Annotated in this window: 16 protein-coding genes; 5 read left to right on the plus strand and 11 right to left on the minus strand. The window is 65.8% G+C overall.

All coding sequences use genetic code 11. The features are described from left to right. Window positions 1-3 precede the first annotated feature (3 nt). A complete protein-coding gene (locus tag ACZY1I_RS21140; protein ID WP_463756671.1) occupies window positions 4-879 on the plus strand; it encodes an NYN domain-containing protein in 876 nt (291 codons plus the stop codon). 22 nt (window positions 880-901) lie between these two features. Here ACZY1I_RS21140 and ACZY1I_RS21145 read toward each other — a convergent pair whose 3' ends face one another. From ACZY1I_RS21145 to ACZY1I_RS21165, 5 genes are all read right to left on the minus strand, one after another. Next, a complete protein-coding gene (locus ACZY1I_RS21145; RefSeq protein WP_463756673.1) occupies window positions 902-1,597 on the minus strand; it encodes a hypothetical protein in 696 nt (231 codons plus the stop codon). A gap of 46 nt (window positions 1,598-1,643) precedes the next feature. Further along, on the minus strand, window positions 1,644-2,441 hold the full coding sequence (locus ACZY1I_RS21150; RefSeq protein WP_463756675.1) for an SDR family NAD(P)-dependent oxidoreductase: 798 nt from the start codon (window positions 2,439-2,441) through the stop codon (window positions 1,644-1,646). 10 nt (window positions 2,442-2,451) lie between these two features. Further along, complete coding sequence (locus tag ACZY1I_RS21155) at window positions 2,452-3,294, minus strand: class I SAM-dependent methyltransferase (RefSeq protein WP_463757152.1); 843 nt, start codon at window positions 3,292-3,294, stop codon at window positions 2,452-2,454. Window positions 3,295-3,384: 90 nt separating this feature from the next. Continuing rightward, complete coding sequence (locus tag ACZY1I_RS21160) at window positions 3,385-4,743, minus strand: hypothetical protein (RefSeq protein ID WP_463756677.1); 1,359 nt, start codon at window positions 4,741-4,743, stop codon at window positions 3,385-3,387. 78 nt (window positions 4,744-4,821) lie between these two features. Continuing rightward, window positions 4,822-5,406, minus strand: a complete 585-nt coding sequence (locus ACZY1I_RS21165; RefSeq protein ID WP_463756681.1) for a hypothetical protein — start codon at window positions 5,404-5,406, stop codon at window positions 4,822-4,824. Window positions 5,407-5,642: 236 nt separating this feature from the next. Between ACZY1I_RS21165 and ACZY1I_RS21170 the strand changes: the two genes are divergently transcribed. Beyond that, window positions 5,643-6,425 carry an SDR family oxidoreductase gene (locus ACZY1I_RS21170; protein WP_463756684.1) on the plus strand — a complete coding sequence of 261 codons (783 nt, stop codon included), beginning with the start codon at window positions 5,643-5,645 and terminating at the stop codon, window positions 6,423-6,425. On the opposite strand, the gene ACZY1I_RS21175 is transcribed toward ACZY1I_RS21170, so the two are convergent. From ACZY1I_RS21175 to ACZY1I_RS21190, 4 genes are read right to left on the minus strand one after another with little or no spacing between them, the layout of a single operon-like run. Further along, window positions 6,422-7,345, minus strand: a complete 924-nt coding sequence (locus ACZY1I_RS21175; protein WP_463756686.1) for an alpha/beta hydrolase — start codon at window positions 7,343-7,345, stop codon at window positions 6,422-6,424. The two genes, ACZY1I_RS21170 and ACZY1I_RS21175, sit on opposite strands and share 4 nt — an antisense overlap. A 33-nt stretch (window positions 7,346-7,378) precedes the next feature. After that, the gene (locus ACZY1I_RS21180) at window positions 7,379-8,647 is read right to left on the minus strand and encodes an amidohydrolase family protein (protein ID WP_463756689.1); all 1,269 of its coding nucleotides are present in this window, start codon (window positions 8,645-8,647) and stop codon (window positions 7,379-7,381) included. 27 nt (window positions 8,648-8,674) lie between these two features. Then, the gene (locus tag ACZY1I_RS21185; protein WP_463756691.1) at window positions 8,675-9,448 is read right to left on the minus strand and encodes a class II aldolase/adducin family protein; all 774 of its coding nucleotides are present in this window, start codon (window positions 9,446-9,448) and stop codon (window positions 8,675-8,677) included. After that, window positions 9,435-11,069, minus strand: a complete 1,635-nt coding sequence (locus ACZY1I_RS21190; protein WP_463756695.1) for a class I adenylate-forming enzyme family protein — start codon at window positions 11,067-11,069, stop codon at window positions 9,435-9,437. Before ACZY1I_RS21190 ends, ACZY1I_RS21185 begins: the two co-directional genes overlap by 14 nt. A 163-nt stretch (window positions 11,070-11,232) precedes the next feature. Between ACZY1I_RS21190 and ACZY1I_RS21195 the strand changes: the two genes are divergently transcribed. Together ACZY1I_RS21195 and ACZY1I_RS21200 are read left to right on the plus strand one after the other, a co-directional pair. After that, entirely contained in the window at window positions 11,233-12,141 is a 909-nt protein-coding gene (locus tag ACZY1I_RS21195; protein WP_463756699.1) for a M48 family metallopeptidase, read from the plus strand. A gap of 96 nt (window positions 12,142-12,237) precedes the next feature. Further along, entirely contained in the window at window positions 12,238-12,924 is a 687-nt protein-coding gene (locus ACZY1I_RS21200) for a GAF and ANTAR domain-containing protein (protein WP_463756702.1), read from the plus strand. A 27-nt stretch (window positions 12,925-12,951) separates the two neighbouring features. On the opposite strand, the gene ACZY1I_RS21205 is transcribed toward ACZY1I_RS21200, so the two are convergent. After that, the gene (locus tag ACZY1I_RS21205; RefSeq protein ID WP_463756704.1) at window positions 12,952-15,564 is read right to left on the minus strand and encodes an FHA domain-containing protein; all 2,613 of its coding nucleotides are present in this window, start codon (window positions 15,562-15,564) and stop codon (window positions 12,952-12,954) included. Between the two features lie 188 nt (window positions 15,565-15,752). Here ACZY1I_RS21205 and ACZY1I_RS21210 point away from each other — a divergent pair, with 188 nt between their 5' ends. Further along, on the plus strand, window positions 15,753-17,060 hold the full coding sequence (locus ACZY1I_RS21210) for a DUF1254 domain-containing protein (RefSeq protein WP_463756708.1): 1,308 nt from the start codon (window positions 15,753-15,755) through the stop codon (window positions 17,058-17,060). 34 nt (window positions 17,061-17,094) lie between these two features. Here the strand turns inward: ACZY1I_RS21210 and ACZY1I_RS21215 are convergent, their stop codons facing one another. After that, complete coding sequence (locus ACZY1I_RS21215) at window positions 17,095-18,507, minus strand: serine/threonine-protein kinase (protein ID WP_463756710.1); 1,413 nt, start codon at window positions 18,505-18,507, stop codon at window positions 17,095-17,097. Window positions 18,508-18,519 lie beyond the last annotated feature (12 nt).

Here is an 18,519-nt window from a genome sequence, read left to right on the forward strand (position 1 = left end):
CGGATGACCGACTCCAGCGCGACCCGGGTGGCCGTCTACTTCGACTTCGACAACATTGTGATCTCGCGCTACGACCAGGTGCACGGCCGCAACACATTCCAGCGTGACAAAGCCAAGGGCCTGGACAAGGAACGGTTGCGGGTGGCGACCGTCGACCTGGGTGCCGTCATGGACTTCGCCTCTTCATTCGGCACGCTGGTGCTCACCCGTGCCTACGCGGACTGGTCCGCGGAAGTCAACGCCGCCTACCATCGGCAGCTGGTCGGGCGTGCGGTTGACCTCGTCCAACTGTTCCCGGCCGCCGCCTACGGCAAGAACGGCGCCGACATCCGGTTGGCCGTTGACGCGGTCGAGGACATGTTCCGGCTGCCCGACCTGACGCACGTGGTGATCGTCGGCGGAGACTCCGACTACATCGCGCTGGCGCAGCGCTGCAAACGGCTCGGCCGCCACGTCGTCGGTATCGGCGTCGCCGGCGCCAGCAGCCAGTCGCTGGCCGCGGCGTGCGATGAGTTCCTCACCTACGACGCTTTGCCAGGAATTTCGCCGACCGCCGCGGCACCGCAACCCAAGAAGCGTGGACGGAACTCGAGCGCCGCCGAGTCCGATGACGAGCCACCCCCGCCCGACCCGCAGGCCGCGGCCACCGGACTACTCGAACGCGCGCTTCGCATTGGCCAGGAGAAGGACGACGCGGACTGGCTGCACAACTCCGAGGTCAAAGCCCAGATGAAGCGCATGAACCCGTCGTTCAGTGAGAAGTCGCTGGGCTTCAAGTCCTTCAGTGATTTTCTGCGATCGCGCAGCGAGCTGGTCGACCTCGACGAAAGCACCACGACGCGGATGGTGCGATTGCACAGCGACGCGGGTTCGTCGTAGCGCCGGTGCGCGCAACCGCGGCCTAGCCGTCGATCTCGCCGGCGATTCCGCGCTCGATGCTGTTTCGCGTGTTGTCGGGCAACACGATCAGGCCGTCGAGTTCAGCGCGTGCCAACCCATACGCACGCTTGCGCTCCGGTCCGGTCGCGGCGGAATCGGCGGCGACCCGAAGCAGATTCTGCGCTCGGGCCAGGCGCTGCTGTTCCTCGCCCGAGAAGTCACTTCTTCGCCTGCGCATCGACTCCGCTTCGGCGGTTTCGAATGCGGTCACGTAATCCTGCACCGCCTCGAGATATCGGTCGGCAGCGTCGCGGTCGTCGAGGAGGTCTTCGGCGCGCATCGGCCGAAACAGGTCCGCACGCAGCTTGGCTTTGTGGAAGCACGTCGTCAACGGCTCCCGCATGTCGGTCATGACCGGAAAGTCCAGCAGTCGGGTGGCGTCGAGCTCGTACTCCAACCAGCGTGCATCGGTGCGTTCGTGCGCGTCGATGGCGCGCTTGATCGCCTGCCACTGGGCCGCCGGGTTGACCGTGCCGGATTCGCGCCCCGATTCGCGCCCGGTGCGGCGCGGGCCGGGAATCTGGTCCGCGACGGAGTCGCCTGCCGTCTCCCCCGCCCGCCGGCTCATCGATGAGATCGCCCTGATGCCTGCGGCAATCAGTCCGATCAGTGGCAAGAGGAGAAGCAGCAACTCGAGAAAGCGGATCAGCAGCCCCACGTGGCCAGGATGCCAGTACTTCTGCGCTGCCGGTCGGTTTGGGCTCTCAGCGCTTGTGGGTCTGGCCCGCGGCGATTTCGTCCGCCGCCTTTGCGGCGACGCCGCCGGCCAGCCGAGAGGACACCTCTGGCAGATTCGCCGCGAACCTTGCCAGCACCCGCTGGCGTAGCGGGGCCACCGTGACCTCGCCGCGATTGTTCTCGATCGCGCTGACTACTGCGGCGCCTACCTGTTCGGGCTTTCCGGTGCCGATCAGGGGCGGCGCGGCAGCTCCCGATTCGGCGAACATCCCAGCGCCGCCGATCGCGCCCGGGCTGACGACGGAGACACCCACACCCGCGGGTCGCAGGTCGTCGCGCAGACACAGGGCGAAGCCGCGCAGGCCGAATTTGGTCGCCGCGTACAGCGACGCGCGTGGGGTCGAAGTCTTACCGGAGATCGACGAGATGAAAACGAAGTGACCCGATCCCCGGGCGGTGAACGCCGGTATCAGCTCGCGAGCCATCTGTACCGGCACCTCGAGATTGACCCGCAGTGCCCGGTCGATCTGCTCGGCGGTGAAGCTGTCCAGCTTCCCCGACGCCGGCAGTGCCGCGTTCGCCACCAGTACGTCGAACGTGCCTGCGTCGCCAAGGAGGGCCGGGGCGGCGCCGGGCTCGGCGAGATCGCTGACGATCGAGCGGTGTCCGCTCCCGGAAAGCGAAGCCGCGAGTTCCTCTAGTTCCGCAGCCTTGCGCGAACTCAGGATCAGGTGGGCACCGCGGTCGGCGAGCGCCGTGGCGATCGCCCTTCCCAGGCCGCCGGTGGCACCCGTGAGCAGAACACTCTTGCCGGATAGCTCCATTGGGAGGACGCTACGCGATCGCTGGGTCAGCTCGATACTCGAAGCGGTTCAGCACGTCGTAGGACCCCCCGAACAGTCGGGACAAAATTTTATAAAGCAACCGCACCCCCGCGGCGGGAATCTCGTCGTAGTCGGCCAGCAATGGTTTCTGTTCCAGGAAATGCAGCCTCGGATTCCAGATTTCCAGACTGCGGACGTCGCGGATGCCCCACTTCACGATCCCCTTGGTGAACATTCTCGACATCAACGGCGCGACCGGTGTGAGGGTATCGAAAAGCATTTCGCCACTGGCGAATCGGTCCGTCAGCCCGGCCAGCAGCTGTCGGACCCCGGCTTCCGGCAGGTACATCAGCAGGCCCTCGGCAACGACGAGAGTGGGCCGCCCAGTCGGGATATCGGCCAGCCACCCCGGATCGGTCACAGATGAGCCGATCATGCGGTAGCCCGGGGCGTCGTCATACAACCGGCGTCGCAACGTGATGACGGCCGGCTGATCCAGGTCGAACCACAACGCGGAGGCAGGAACGGAGAGCCGGAATATCCGCCCGTCCAGACCGCATCCGAGGTGCAGCACGACTGCATCGGGGTGTCGACGCAGGAAGTCCGCGCACCAGTCGTCGAGTCGTTTCGCGCGCAACACCACCAGGTACTGGTTGGAGACCGGCAGCGATGTGCGATGAATCCGCTTGAAGTCGTAGTCGATCCGGTCGACAGCCGCCGCGGCAGCGTGGTCACCGAGGATGGGTCGCTTCGTGCGGCTTTCGTATGCCCGCAGGTAGAGGGTCACCAGGTTGGTCCACTCGACAGAACCCCACGCGACCGAACTGAAGTCGACTTTGTCCTGGGCCATGATCGCCTGTCCCCCGATCTTCGCCGTACTCCGAGTCCTCCAATGTAGGTACAACCGGCGGGCAAGCGTCGCCTCGGCATTGTTCTTCACGCGTCAGGTGCGCTGCGCGACCTGAATCGCGACGCCGCAGTGCTCGCAGTGGAAGCCGAAGACGGTCGGTCCCCCGGTGGCCTCCGGGGTCGCCTGGCCGACGAAGAACGCGAGCTGCTTGCAGCGCGGGCATTTGGGCACGGCCGGGGACTGCACCCACTCCGGGCGCCCGCCGAGCTGCCCGAGCACCGTGCCCTCGCGGCGGCACGCGACCTGCGGCTCGAGGGCAAGCCGCGGCGCGGGGCGGGCGTCGTCGTTCTCGCTCGCCGATGCGCCTGCGCACGGTGGGCGCTTGCGCGGCGTGCGGAGCGTGCCGTCGAGATCGAGCGCGCCGAGCAGCTCGCCGCCTGCGGTGGCGAGGTGCGCGTCGGGCTCGTCGCAGTCCTCGCAGTCAGACACCCAGAACACCTGGGTGGGCGACGGCGAGGTGGCGAGCGGATCGCCGGGCAGCAACGACAGGGTCACCGACAGCACGCCGGCCGGCGGCAGCGAGCAGTCGACTCCGCGCGGCAGGCTGGTCGGGGTCGTGGTCGACAGCCCGGGAGTCGCGCCCGCCCGCGTCCCGGCGACGACGTCCTGGGCGGGAGTCGCGAAGCGCCGCTGCGCCGGCCCGTCGCCGCCGGTCGCCAAGCCGTGCTGGCGCGCGAGCTTGCGCAGCGACTTCTTCTCACGCGCGAGCACCCCCACCAGCGTGAGCGCATGCTCGCTGTCAACGCCGATGAGCAGCGCGAACAGCCGCGCGCGAACCGGCTCGGCGGCTACGCGGACGCGAGCCGCAAGCCGGTCGGCCGCGTCGTCGTCGGCGCCGTTGGCAAGCAGGCCGGCCCGCGCGCCGACCAGCGAGAACAGCTCGGCGATGCGCCCGTCGTCCCAGCCGGCGACCAGGGACGCGTAGGGGATGAACGCGTCCGGGTCGCGACGCAGGAGACCGTCGATCAGGCGCTCGTCGACCAGGTCGTCGAGCAGGAAGCGGGCCAGCGACTTGCGCCGACCCGCGGTGGCGGCGTCGATCGCATCCAGACGGCCGACGAGCGAGTCGCCCTCGGTGCCCGGCAGGACGCCCGTGCTGCCGACCTCCTTGTCATACCAGCGGCCGACGGGGTGCGGGACCGCGTCGCCGCGCGGCGCGCCCATGATCTCGGCCAGCGGGCCGGCGGTGGGCGTCGTGCCGTCGGCGGCCAGGATCCGCAGCGGCTTGCTGCTCGGGACGACGACGAGTGAGCCGTCAGCCGGCGCGAGGGTCCCGAACGAGCCGTTGGGATCGCGCCAGGAGCCGAACCCGTCGACCACGCCGGTCACCTCCAGCGTCACCGGATCGAGCCGCACGACCTCGAACGTGTCCGGCGCGACAGCGCGCGCCACCAAGACGTACCCCCCGTCCCAGGCGACCAGCGGGCCGGCGAACGAGCGGTCGGTCGCCGCCTCGGTGCGCGCGCCGTTCTACCACGAGAGGGCGAGCAGGCCGCCGGCCCCGCTGAGCACCAAGCGGTCAAACGCGAGGTCGAACGCATAGGTGCGCGGGTAGAAGTCCATGCTCACGTCGGCCAACTGGAAGAACGTGAGCAGCCGGCCGGCGCGGCCGATGGCGACGTCTTCGCTGTCGAGCAACGCCCAGGTCTCGCCGTCGGGCGCGAGCGCGACCTCCGGGTAGGCGACCAACTCGTCCTCGCGCAGGGTCAGGATCGCCTCGCGCTGTCCGTCGAAGTGCAGCCACGACAGCGTTGCCGTGTCGGTGTCGTAGGTGAGCACGCGATCCCCGTCAGGGTGGACCGAGACGTCGAGTAGGCCGGACAGCGAGTCGGGCAGCGGGACCGGTGACGGGTCGACGAGCGACACGCGGTGGGTGCCGTAGCCGTCGTCGAACACCGCGATGCCGGCCGTCGACACCGAGACCCGGCGGTTCGCGTGGCAGCCGGTTTCGAACACGGCGACGCCGTCACGGATCAGCTGCAGCTCGTCCGTCGCGGTGGTGCGCAGGAAGGTGCCGTCGTGGGCGAACGCGTAGACCATGTTCGTCGAGCTCACGCCGTGATGCTACGAGGCGGCGAGTGTCGGCGACGTAGAGACATCGATCGCACGCGGGTAGTGGACGGCAACTGCGGCCGCGTTGACCGGCCCGTGGGCCATACATCATGTCATGTATGTATGGTGAGTCGGTGGCGTCCCCGGATCGTGCTGTCGATCGACGAGCGTGACTTGGAAAACGTTGAACGCGATGATGTTTGAGGATTCCACCCCGATTTCCAACTCAAGGAGTGTCAATGCCAAATCGATTGACCGACAAGGTCGCTCTGATCAGTGGTGGCGCCCGCGGCATGGGGGCAGCCCACGTCAAGGAGCTTGTCGCTGAAGGCGCCAAGGTTGTGTTCGGCGACATTCTCGACGACGAAGGCAGGGCAGTCGCCGCCGAAGTCGGCGAGAACGCGCGTTATCTGCATCTCGATGTCACCGATCCCGATCAGTGGGATGCCGCGGTCGAGGCCACACTGAGTGAGTTCGGTCGCCTCGACATACTGGTGAACAACGCCGGCATCATCAATGTCGGATTCTTCGAGGACTACGCACTGTCGGAGTGGCAGCGGATCCTCGACATCAACCTCACTGGCGTCTTCCTCGGCATCCGTGCGGTGGTGAAGCCGATGAAGGCCGCGGGCCGCGGTTCCATCATCAATATCTCCTCCATCGAGGGATTGGCCGGCACCATCGCCAGCCACGGTTACACCGCAACCAAATTCGCGGTTCGGGGTCTGACCAAGTCGGCGGCCCTCGAGCTCGGACCCAGCGGAATTCGGGTGAACTCGGTCCACCCGGGGCTGATCAAGACGCCGATGACAAGTTGGGTACCCGACGACCTGTTTCAGACGGCCCTGGGCCGCGCGGCCGAACCCCGCGAGGTCTCACACCTGGTGGTCTACCTCGCCAGCGACGAGTCGAGCTACTCCACTGGCTCGGAGTTCGTCGTCGACGGTGGCTGCTTCGCCGGGCTCGGGCATAAGGACTTCTCGTCGGTCGACACGGGCGAACAACCGGAGTGGGTCACTTAATCGACGGCAAGGGCGGCACGCAAGTGCCGACACTGACTTGCCAGGAACGACGTCGAGATCGGCGCGTTGGGCGCCAGCAGATCGAAAGCGTGGAACGCTCCCGCGGCGATCTCCTCGTGCACCCGCACGCCCGCGTCGCGCAGGCGCTTGGCGTAGTCGACGCATTCCCCGTAGAACAAGTCCAGCGTTCCGACGCCGACCCACGCCGGTGGCAGACCGGACAGGTCGGCGCGTCGCGCGGGCGCTGCCGCTACTGGATCCGCGCCCGCCAGATACCACTGCCAGGCCAGCTGGTTGTCGCGCCCGCTCCACATGATGCGCTTGCGGTCGTCGCCGTCGGCGCCCGTCCGGTCGTCGAGCATCGGATAGACGAGCAGCTGAAACGCCGGCTTCACCTCGCCTCGGTCCTGGGCGCGCTGGGCCAATGCCGCCGCGAAGTGACCGCCGGCGCTGGCACCCCCCACGGCGATTCGCGACGGATCCACCCATGGCTGTCGATGTAGCCACCGCAATGCCGCGTAGCAGTCTTCGATCGGCGTCGGATACGGATGTTCCGGCGCCAGTCGATGTTCCACCGCGACGACCGCCACATCGGCCTGTTGGGACAGCTTGCGGCAGTACCGATCCTCTTGGGCGGCGCTGCCCATGATCGTTCCGCCGCCATGGATCCACAACAGCGCGGGGGCTTCAGGCGGTAGTCCGGCCGGCCGGTGCACCCGCACGGCGACGTCCTCATTGACCGCGATCACCGGCACGTCACGCTCTCGTCCCGTGATGGCGGCCAGCCGCATCAACGCCCGCGGCAGCGTCAGACCACGATGTAGCGCGTAGCCACGCGGGAGTACGCGGGCGATCGATCGCAACCCGGGATCGATTGCCTGCCGTGCGGTGAAAGCGTCAGCGGGATATTGGTCGCCCACATCAGTGACCATACATACTCAGAAATGCGTCCTTCAGAACGCGTCGGGGTTCTGTTGAATCTCGCTCGGTACCGGGTGTTGGTACAGCCGGGATGCGTTCTCCCAGGTGAACTTGCGGATCAGGCCGTCGGGCAGTCCGCCGATCTCCTCGTGGATGGTCTCCTGGGTGTGCGGCCAGGTCGAATCACAGTGCGGATAGTCGGCCTCCAACATGATGTTGTCCTCGCCGATGCGCTCGTACTGCACGAACGAGGATTTGTCCTCGACCGCGCAGAACCAGAAATTGCGAGTGAAAACCTCTGCTGGCGTTAACTTTTCACCCAAAGCCTGCCAGGTGCCGTACATCTCGTGGTAGCTGAGCATGTGATCGAGTCGATCCAAAAGTCCTGCGACCCAGCCGATTCCGCCCTCGGAAAGGCAGATCTTGAGATTGGGAAACCTACTGGGCAATCCGGAGTAGAGCCAGTCCACCGCAGCGGAGATGGCGTAGGCGAAGAACAGCACTCCCTGCACATCCGGGGGCGCGTCTTCGGTGGTCGACGGCGAAGAACCTGACGAGCCGATGTGCAGGTTCACGACGGTGCCGGTCTCGGCGCAGGCCGCCATTATCGGATCCCAGTGCCCCGTATGGATACTGGGGAACCCCAGCATCGCGGGATTCTCACTGAAGGTAACGGCGTGAAACCCACGCTCGGCGTTCTCATAGATCATTTTCGCGCCCAGCTCGGGATCAAGTAGCCAGGGCAGCTGACACGGAATGATGCGTCCGGGATACGGCCCGGCCCAGGCGTCGAGATGCCAGTCGTTCCAGGCACGCACCGAGGCCAACGCGAGATCGCGGTCCTTGGTCACAAGCTGCAGTCGTTGACCGGCGAACCCCGGCAGGAACGACGGGAAGTTCAGCGATGCGTAGATGCCGTTGAGATCCATGTCGGCGACACGGGCGTGTATATCCCATGCGCCCCTGCGCATTTCATCGAACCGGACCGGTTCAAAACCGTACTCCGCAACCGGTCGGCCGACCACCGCGTTGAAACCGACATTCGGCAGCACCTGACCGTCGTAGACCCAGGTCTGGCCACCCTCCGGGGTGTCGACCACCTTGGGCGCGCGGTCAGCGAGCTTGCGCGGAAGGCGACCGGTGAAGGTATCCGGAGGTTCGACAATGTGGTCGTCGACCGAGATGACTGTATAGCGGCGTTGCGCCCTGGGCGGATCCGGCAGGAAGGTGATTGTCCGGTCCTCCCCCGTCTTGGCCGTGGTGAAATTGAGGTTGCTGGCCAGTTCGTCAATCGATTTCACGTCGGTCTCCTTGTGTCCACTGGCGGGTTAGTTGAGGACATCGGGGTCGGCTTTGATCGTCATGCGCGCCGCTCCCGCCCAGTAGACGTCGGCAGCACGCTCGATCAGCGAGGCCTGCATGCCCACCATGTCCGACCAGTTCATCTGCGAGGGTTCCTGGCCGGTCATCATCACGTCGTAGGCAAGTCGGCATATTCGCTCGATGGATGCCGCCCGGTAGACGGCTTCGGGCAGCGTGCGACCGGTGGCGATGACCCCGTGATTGGCCAGAATGGTCAGGTTCGCGCTACCGATGTGCGCCGCGAGATCGGCAGCACGGGAAGGACTGTCGACTTCACCGTCGTACGCACTGACGAGGCACATGTCGTCCAGGAACAACGACCCGGTCTGATGCACGAGTTCGGGCAGTCTGCCCAGGGCGGCCAGCACGCAGACGTAGTACGGATGATTGTGGATGACCACCCGGGCGTCTTCCCGAATCCGGTGCAGTTCGGTATGGATGTGGATTGCCGGCGTGACGTCCCACCGGCCGCGGACGACCCGCGCATCGGCGTCCACCGCGCAGATATCCGACGCGGTGAGTTCCTGCCACCACAGCCCCCAGGGATTGACCAGCATGTCGGTTTGTCCGTCGAGTTGCCAGGTGATGTGGCCGGCCAGGTTCTCGGCGAACCCGATCGACGCGAGGTGGCGAAACGCGACGGCGAGTGCCTGTTCGTCCGACAGGTCGACACCGATCGGTGGCACCACCGATGGCGCCCAGACTTCCAGACCACCACGGCGTGCGCTAGGAGCGTTCATCCTCGGCCTCCATCCTGACTCGAATATCTTCGCGGAGCAGGCCTTTGGCGACCTTGCCACCGGAGGACCGGGGCAGTTCGTCGACAACGATCAGTCGCTCTGGCAGCAGTTCCTTGGAAACTCCCAGTGCCAGTAGGTGCTGCACCAGCTCGGGCAGACTAATGGCCTGGGAGTCGACGAGTTCGGCATAGACACAGACTTTTTCGCCGAATACCGGATCGTGCATCGCCACCGCTGCCGCCAGCGCGAATGTGGGATGGGTCATGACGGCGTCTTCGACCTGGGCCGCGCTGATGTTCTTGCCGCCCCGCAGGATGAAGTCGGAGGTCCGGCCGGTGATGGTCAGGTAGCCGTCCGCGTCGAGTTCGCAGATGTCGCCCATCCGCATCCATCCGTCGCGGGTGAACAACTCATTGTGGTCGGTGCCGCCGTCCAAACCGCTGAGGTAGCCGAGGCTGGTCGCCGGACCCCGGCAGGCCGGTTGGCCGTGTCCGGTGTGCGTGACGTCGACGTCACCGTCGAAGAGGCGGACCGCCATCTCCGGGATGATCCGGCCACCGGTGCGCAGGCGGCGATGCAGTGAGTCATCGAGCGTGGTCCCGCTGAGCAGCCCGGTCTCGTTGGAACCGTAGAACTGCAGAATCTTCGCGCCGGTGAGCGCCTCGAATTCCGCGGCCGGTCGGTACGGCAGCGCTTCCCCACCCGCATAGACCACCCGCAGCGAGCTCAGGTCATACTTCCGGCTGGCCCGGTCGGCCATGATCATCGTCAATTGCGTACTGACGCAGCACAATACGGTCACCTTATGCTGCGCTATCGCTTCGCAGGCCGCGCTTACGGTGAACCGTTCCAGAATCACCGAACTGGCACCGAGGTAGATCGGAGTGGTGTGGCTGGTCCAGATTCCGAAGCCGAACGGCATAGGTATGACAGGCAGAAACACGTCGTCCGCGGTCAGCGACCCGCTGGCAACGGCCTTCTGGTGAAAATAGTGCCAACGGTTCTGGGTGTGCACGACGCACTTGGGTAGGCCGGTGGTGCCCGAGGTGGAGTTGATCAGGAAGACGTCGTCGGGTCCCAGCTGCGATCCATTGACCAGCGTCCGCGACGGCAGGCCGGTGGTGAGGCGCAGTGTCTTTCCGTCGCGGTGCAGAACCACGGCCGGCAGCGCAGAGTGAGCCGCCACGTCGGTTGCCGCGGGACTGCGCTGTTCATCACTGATCAGGGCCTTCGGCTGTGACGTGCGCAGCAACTGGGCGACTTCGCGCGTCCCGGCACGGGCGCCGATGCCGACAACCACGGCGCCGCATCGTTCGACGGCGACGAACAGCGCGTGGATGGCGGCCGAATCACCGAGCCACACGGCGATCCGGTCACCCTGCGCCACGCCGAAACCGGCCAATTGCTCTGCCAGAGCACTTGCGGCAAGGTCGAACTCACGCCAGGTCAGGACGTCGGCGGGATGGTCTGTATACGCCGCGCGATCGGGCGTCCGCTCGGTAGTGTGGCGCACCGCATCCGACAACGTCGAGTCGCTCCACCAGCCCTCGGCGTGAAAGCGTGCCACGTCCTGGGGGGCGAAGGCCGGCGACCGCTCGATGTTCAGCGCGCCGGCGGTCATTAACCGATCATAGGAAAGCATCACGCGGCCCGGGCAAGACCCGGTTCTGGGTCACTGACCTGGACTCCAAGAATCCGTAGAGAACTCTCCAAGGATGGTCCGGGACGCTGGTATAACCCCCAATGGGGATAGACCGACATCGCACAGGAGCCCAAGAACCGTCATGGCCATCGTCGACTCGCCGACACACCATTTCCCACACCACCCGCACCCTGGTCCGACCGGTTACCGGGAGTCGCCGCATCGTCACCCTTGGGAGATCGGCCTACTGGTCCTGGTGATCGTGTCCAGCGTGGTGCTGTATCTGATCGCGTTCGCCGTGGTCCTCTCCGGGAAGGTCAGCTTGCTCTGGCTTTCGGTGCTCCTCACGCCGATCCTGCTCTACCTGGGTCGCGGGTTGAACTACGGCCAGCAGCGGGCGAATGGAGTCAAGATGTCGCCCACCCAGTTCCCCGAGGGCTACTGGCTGGTCGTGGAAGCTGCGCAACGGTTCGGCCTGACCGAGATTCCCGACGCTTACGTCGTGCTGGGCAACGGTCAGATCAATGCCTTCGCCAGTGGCCACGGCTTCCGTCGATACGTGGTCGTGTACAGCGACCTGTTCGAGATCGGCGGCCAGGCCCGGGACCCCGAGGCGCTGGCGTTCGTGATCGGCCACGAGGTCGGGCACATCGCTGCAGGGCACGCGTCCTACTGGCGGCAGCTGAGCCAGCTGGCCATGAAGATCCCCTTCCTGGGCCAGGCGCTGTCGCGGTCGATGGAGTACACGGCCGACAACTACGGCTACTCGTTTCGCCCGGAAGGCTCTCGCCGCGCCATCGGCGTGCTGAGCGCCGGGAAGTACCTGCTGCGCTGGGTTGATTTCGACGGGATGGCCGATCGCGCCGGCACCGAGACCGGATTCTTTGTTTGGCTCGCCAACATGCTTTCGTCGCATCCGGTGAACACCTGGCGGGCATCGGCGCTGCGCAACCGTGCTATCGCGGGTTCGTTGTTCTTGCGGCCCAAGCAACCGCACACGGCCATGCCGCCACAGTGGCTCCCGGCCCAGAACTTCCCGCCGGGGCACTGACACCGGTTGAAAAGCGGTGCACACGCGTGACACGTGAATTACGTGAAGTCGCGTCGTCACGGTGTGCGACGGCCAGTCACGGGGAAGACCCTAGGCATGACCCCGAGTAGGCATGATCTCGCTGTGCACATGGCAAAGCTGGCTCAGACGGTGGCAGTGCCGCGTTCAGTGGGAGAGATCCTGGCCACGGTCACGTCTGCCGCGGTCGAATTGATCCCCGGCGCCGACACGGCGGGTGTGTTGTGGCTTCGGAAAGGCGGCTTCGAATCACTCGGCGATGTCACCGAGCTGCCTGAGAAGCTGGACCAACTGCAACATGACTGGCAGGAGGGTCCCTGCTATCAGGCCGCGCTCGAGGACACGGTCGTTCGGACGGACGATTTCCGCTCCGAAAAGCGCTGGCCACGCTACGCGCCTGCCGCGGCGGAGCTTGGAGTGCTCAGCGGCCTGTCCTTCAAGCTCTTCACCGCCGAGGGCGCAGCCGGTGCGCTGAATCTGTTTGGATTTCAGACCAACGCGTGGGACGCCGACGCCGAGACCATCGGCACCGTGCTCGCGGCACACGCTGCCGCAGCGATTTTGGCCAGCCGCCAGGACGAGCACATGCAAGCAGCGCTGGCCAGCAGGGACCGCATCGGTCAAGCCAAGGGCATCATCATGGAGCGCTACGACGTCGACGACGTACGAGCCTTCGACATGCTGCGGGCGCTATCCCAAGAAAGCAATTCCAAGCTGGTCGACATTGCCCATCGCGTTATCGAAACGCGTGGCGAGAAGGTCTAGAAATTTCCGATACTTCTCGGTGCATGATTAGCCGCCGCCCCTGAGCCGAATCTTCCAGCGCACGAAGCTCAGATAGCAGATGCTGATGAAGGCCAGCATGCCCATGTCGAACAGCCAGGCACTGGGAGTGTGTTTCCAGTGGGAGTCCCTCGGGACTTGCGGCACGTGCGTCAAGTCGGTCAGGTCGATGGTGGACGCTGACGACGCAAAACCCCATCGGGCCGGGGTAGCCCACGACATCTGGTCTAGTCCGATCCGGTTGGTAACCGGTATCAAGCCGCCCGAGAACACCAGCTGAGACATGACCGCCACCACGAGCAACGGCATGATCTGTTCACTGGTCTTCGCTAACGACGACAGCACCAACCCCAGCATCGCCGAAGCCACGGTCGTTGCCGCAATGTCGACGTACAACTCAAAGGCGCCATTGCCCAGCACAACGGCACCCTTGGTGGGACCACCCTTGCCGAGCAGCGCGATCACCGTCACGATGGCGGACTGAACGAGCGCCAGCACCGTGTAGATGCACACCTTGGCCAGCAGGTACGCGGTGGTGGACAGGCCGACTGCCTGTTCTCGCAGGAAGATGGCTCGCTCACCGATGAGGTCGCGGATGGTCAGGGCGGTCCCCATGAACACCGCGCCCACGTTGAGCAGCACCAGGATCTGCCCAGGCTCGGTAGGTGCATCACCCAGCGGGTTCGGCGTGCCGAACCCGACGTCCCCGGGCACCGACATCGACAGCGAACCCATGATGAACGGCAGTATCGCCAGGAAGATGAAGTAGCCGCGGTCGGAGATGATCAGCCGGAGCTGTCTTCGGGCAATCGTCGAGAACTGTCGGACCAGGCTGGTGTGCGCCGCCTCGCCCAGTTCGGCCGGTTTCTCCACGGGCGGTACCGGCGGCGGCGGCCCGGTCTGCGCCAGATATCGGGCCTTGGCACCGTCCGGGTCGTCAGCCACCGAGCTGAATATGTCGGCCCAGTTGGTGGTTCCCATGGACGGACCGATCTGGTTCGGCGGTCCGCAGAACGAGGTCTTACCGCCGGGGGCCAGCAGCAGCACCTGGTCGCACACGTCGAGGTAGGTCAGCGAGTGCGTGACGACCAGCACCACACGACCGGCGTCGGCCAACTGCCGCAGCATGGTCATGACCTGGCGGTCCAGAGCGGGGTCCAAGCCTGACGTGGGCTCGTCGAGGATCAGCAGCGACGGCCCGGTCAGCAACTCCAGCGCGACCGAGGCGCGCTTGCGCTGACCGCCCGAGAGCTTGTCGACCCGCGTCTCGAGGTGCTTGGTCATCTCGAGTTCTTCAAGGACCCGGGCCACGACCTGTTCGCGGTCCTCTTTCGTGGTGTCCGGTGGCAGCCGCAGTTCGGCGGCGTACATCAGCGCCTGCTTCACGGTGAGCTGCCCGTGCACCACGTCGTCCTGCGGGACCATGCCGATCCTGCTTCGCAGCGAAGCGTATTCGGCGTGCACGTTGTGCCCCTCGAAGGTCACCGTGCCGGTGGTCGGGTGCGTGTATCCGGCTACCAACTTGGCGAAGGTCGACTTGCCTGCGCCGGACGGACCGATCACGGCGGTGAGCATGCCGGGGCGGGCCGTCAGAGAGATGTTGTCCAACAACGTCTTGTTGTTCTCGATCGTCCAGGTCACCCCACGCACATCGAGACCGCCGGTGCGTGTTTCCAGCAGGCTCTCTTCGCGCCGGGACAGGGACCCATTGGCGAAAACGAGGTCGATGTTGCCGATCGTGACCACATCGCCGTCACGCAGTACGGCCGATTCAACGCGGGTGCCGTTGACGAACGTGCCGTTGATGCTGCGGTTGTCCCGGATCTCGGTTCCGTTGGGCGACGGGATCAGGGTGGCGTGGTGGCGGGACGCCAGCACCTCGGGAATGACGATGTCGTTGTCGTCGGCCCGGCCGATCTTGACCGCACCGGCCGGCACGTCTCCCGCGGCTTTGCCCGGCCGCAGGATCTTCATCATCGAAGTCCTACTGCCCGCTTCGGCGGTGCGGCCAATAACCGGCGGCGGCTGCGACGAGTCCGGGCGGTAGATCTGCGGCGGCGGCTGCGAACCGCCCTGCGGGTGTTGCGCGCCGGACGGGTAGCGCGGCTGCGGACCCGACGGGTGCACCGGCTGGGCACCGGTCGGCCCGCTCAGCGGCATCCGCCCGGTCTGCTGCTGAGGCGACGGCGGCGCCGCACCCCAGTTCGCACCGGTTGGTGGCTGAGCGCCGCCCGACGGGATCGGCCCGCTGGGCCGGGCCGGGATCGCCATTGCCGTCGTTGGTGGCGGGCGCCCGACCGATCCCTGATTGCGGCGCCCGACTTCGAAGTCGAGCGCCGGCCCATCCGGGTTGCCGATATTGACGCGCTGGCCGTCCTGTATGTCGACGACCGGCACTCGGCGGTTGTTGACGTACAACCCGTTGAGGCTGCCATTGTCGATGGCGACCCATCGACCCTGGTCAAACCGCAGCAACAGGTGTACCCGGGAGATTAGGGGGTGAGCGACACGGACGTCCGCGCGCAAATCACGCCCAATGACTACATCATGGCCTGCTGCAAAGGTGCGTTCAGCTCCGTCATACCGCACGGTCAGCACAGGCGGGGCGGCTGTTTGGGTCATCGCGTCCAACTGTATCGGCATAACCGGCCTCGAAAGAAGCAGGACGTCAATAGTGAGTTGTGCCGGTTCCTCTTTCGGGATGGCGCGGCGCAGGTCACAGGCACCCGAAACGGCCGAGATCGCTGACAATTCGGCGCGCCAGGCCTAACGTTCAAGCCGCCGGGGGGATCGCACCATGAGGAGAGCCTGTGACCACCTTGTCGGACGATCTGCGCACGTTGAGCCACGAGGGGTTCATCTACCTGTATCCGCTGGTGACGATGGATGTCACCCGTATGCAGGCGTTCAACTCCGCACCCGGCTCAAAGCCCGGATTCGGACCACCGAACCACTTCTCCCACCTGCGGGAATTCCCGCAGGCCGAATTTCGTGCGGTGGTGCGGCCGAACTTCGACACGCTCTACTCGAGCGCATGGCTGGACCTGACCAATGGCCCCGTTCGGCTGCATGCCGAAGATTCCGATGACCGCTACTACCTGCTGCCGATGTTGGACATGTGGACCGACGTGTTCGCCAGCCCCGGCAAGCGGACCACTGGGACCGGGCCGCTCGACCTGGTTATCACCGGCCCCGGCTACACCGGCGACCTGCCAGCAGGAACCACGGTGATCGCTGCACCCACGCCCTATGTCTGGCTGATCGGCCGGACGCAGACGAACGGGCCCGACGACTATCCGGCCGTGCACAAGGTCCAGGACGGATTTCATCTCACCGAGCTCGGTCCCAGCGCTGACTTCGTCCCGAATCTGGACTACGACGTGACGACCGAGCCGCTCAAGGTCGTGAACGCAATGACCGCGGTCGACTTCTTCGCGTACGCTGCCGAGCTACTGCGGATCAACCCGCCCCACGCGACGGACTTCTCGATCCTTGCCCGCCTCGCTCGCCTCGGCATTGGGCCGGGTAAATCGTTCGACGCAACCCAGTTCAGCTCCGAGCAGCTGGCCGAGATCGAGGCCGGAAAGCAGGATGCGCTGGCTGAGTTGCTGAGCGCCGCCCCGAAGCTGGCACCCAGCGTCGGCGGCTGGATGGGTCTCAGTGACGGCATGGGCGTCTACGGCAACAGCTATCTGCGGCGCGCCGTGGTAGCTCTCGTCGGTCTGGGCGCCAACCAGCCGGAAGACGCGATATATCCCTTGCTGGTCGCTGACTCCGACGGAGATCCGATGTCGGGCGACCGCGACTACGTCATCCACTTCGACGCTGACCGGTTACCGCCCGTCGACGCGTTCTGGTCGATCACGATGTATGACGCGGAGGGTTTCCAGGTCGCCAACGAACTCGACCGGTTCGCGATCGGTGACCGTGATCCCCTGCGCTACAACGCCGACGGTTCCCTGGACATCTACGTCCAGCACGAGAGCCCGGGTGCAGACCGCGCGGCCAACTGGCTCCCGGCACCGCTAGGCCCGCTAGGTGTGACGATGCGCCTCTATGCGCCCGCACCGGAGGCCGTGTCCGGCGCGTGGTCGCCACCACCGGTGCGACGGGTTTGACCCGGCGAACGGAGGCGTCCGCGCCCGGTCATCGCTAGCGACCGTTGCCTCGGCGGATCTCCTGGAGGCACTGAAGACGAGTCTGACCTGTCTGTTCCATGCAAACCCGAACCGGCGTCTCCTGCTCGGAGGGCTGCGGCGTCTCACTGGGCTCCGTGGTGGCGCTGACGGTCGGGCTGGCCGCGGTTCCCTCGGTCAATGACCAAATGCTCTTGTTGGTGCCCTGGATCGTTGAGCAATATGCGGTCGCGCCCGTCTTCGTGGTTCCGAGGCTGCCGAGCGGAAAACAGTTGGCACCGATCGCGACCACCGGAATTTCCGGGGTCGTCTCCGGTGTGCCGGCGACCCCCGAGGTATTGAGCGCCGCGGGCCCTGACGGAGTGGCCGAAGGAGCCGGTGTCGCAGTGGTGGTGAGCGTCTGCGAAGCAGGCGCGGCGTGCTCCTCCTCATCCGCCCGCATGAATTCCTGCATGGCGATGACGACGGCGACGACCAGCAGAATTGCCAGCACGGCCGGGACGATGATGGCAGGTCGCAGCAGCGGGCGTTTCGCTGTCGGCACCGGGACGGTAGACAGCGACAGGCTGGTTTCGTCGGTATCGCCGACGCCGCCCAGGTGGTGGCCCAGGGCCCGCGCGAAGTCGACACACCGCAGATAGCGATCCTTGGGATCTTTGGACAGCGCCTTGGCGAAGACGGGATCGAGGTGAGCCAGTGATGGTCGTCGGTCGCCGATCGCCGGGGGCGCCGCGCTGAGGTGCTGACTGATCACCACCGCAGGGTTCGTGTGCGAAAACGGCGGCTGGCCCGTCAGCAGTTGGAAGGCCGACGCGGCCAGTGCGTACTGGTCGGCCCGTCCGTCGAGATCGTTGCCCATCAGCTGCTCGGGTGCGGCGTAGGCCACCGTGCCCACCGTCATGTTGGTGGCGGTCAATCCCGTCGATTCACCCACCAGGCCGGAGATCCCGAAATCGGCCAGCAGGATGCGTCGATCCGCGGCGGCAGGCGTGGCGATGAGGATGTTCGCGGGCTTGACATCTCGGTGCAACAGCTTGTGCTCGTGGGCGTAGTCGAGCGCATCGGCGACCGCGCTGATGATCTCCACCACATCAGGACCAGGCATGCCTGAGGGGAACTGTTCCTCCAGCAACTGCCCGGCGTCGATGCCTTGGACGTAGTCCATGTCGATCCACAGTTGTCCGTCGGATTCGCCGCGGTCGTGGACGGCAACGATGTGCGGGTGCCACAGCGTCGCGGCAGTGTCGGCTTCGCGGTGAAAGCGGTCCCGATATTCACCGTCGGCCGACACATCGGCCTTGAGCACCTTGAGTGCGTCTTGGCGGGGCAGTCTCGGGTGCTGAGCGAGGTAGACCTCGCCCATCCCGCCGGATCCCAGCCGCCGGATGATGGTATACCCGGCAAACGTCGAACCTTCGTCGAGCGGCATGGCCGCATATTA

This window comes from Mycobacterium sp. IDUB_37 (genome assembly GCF_055419245.1).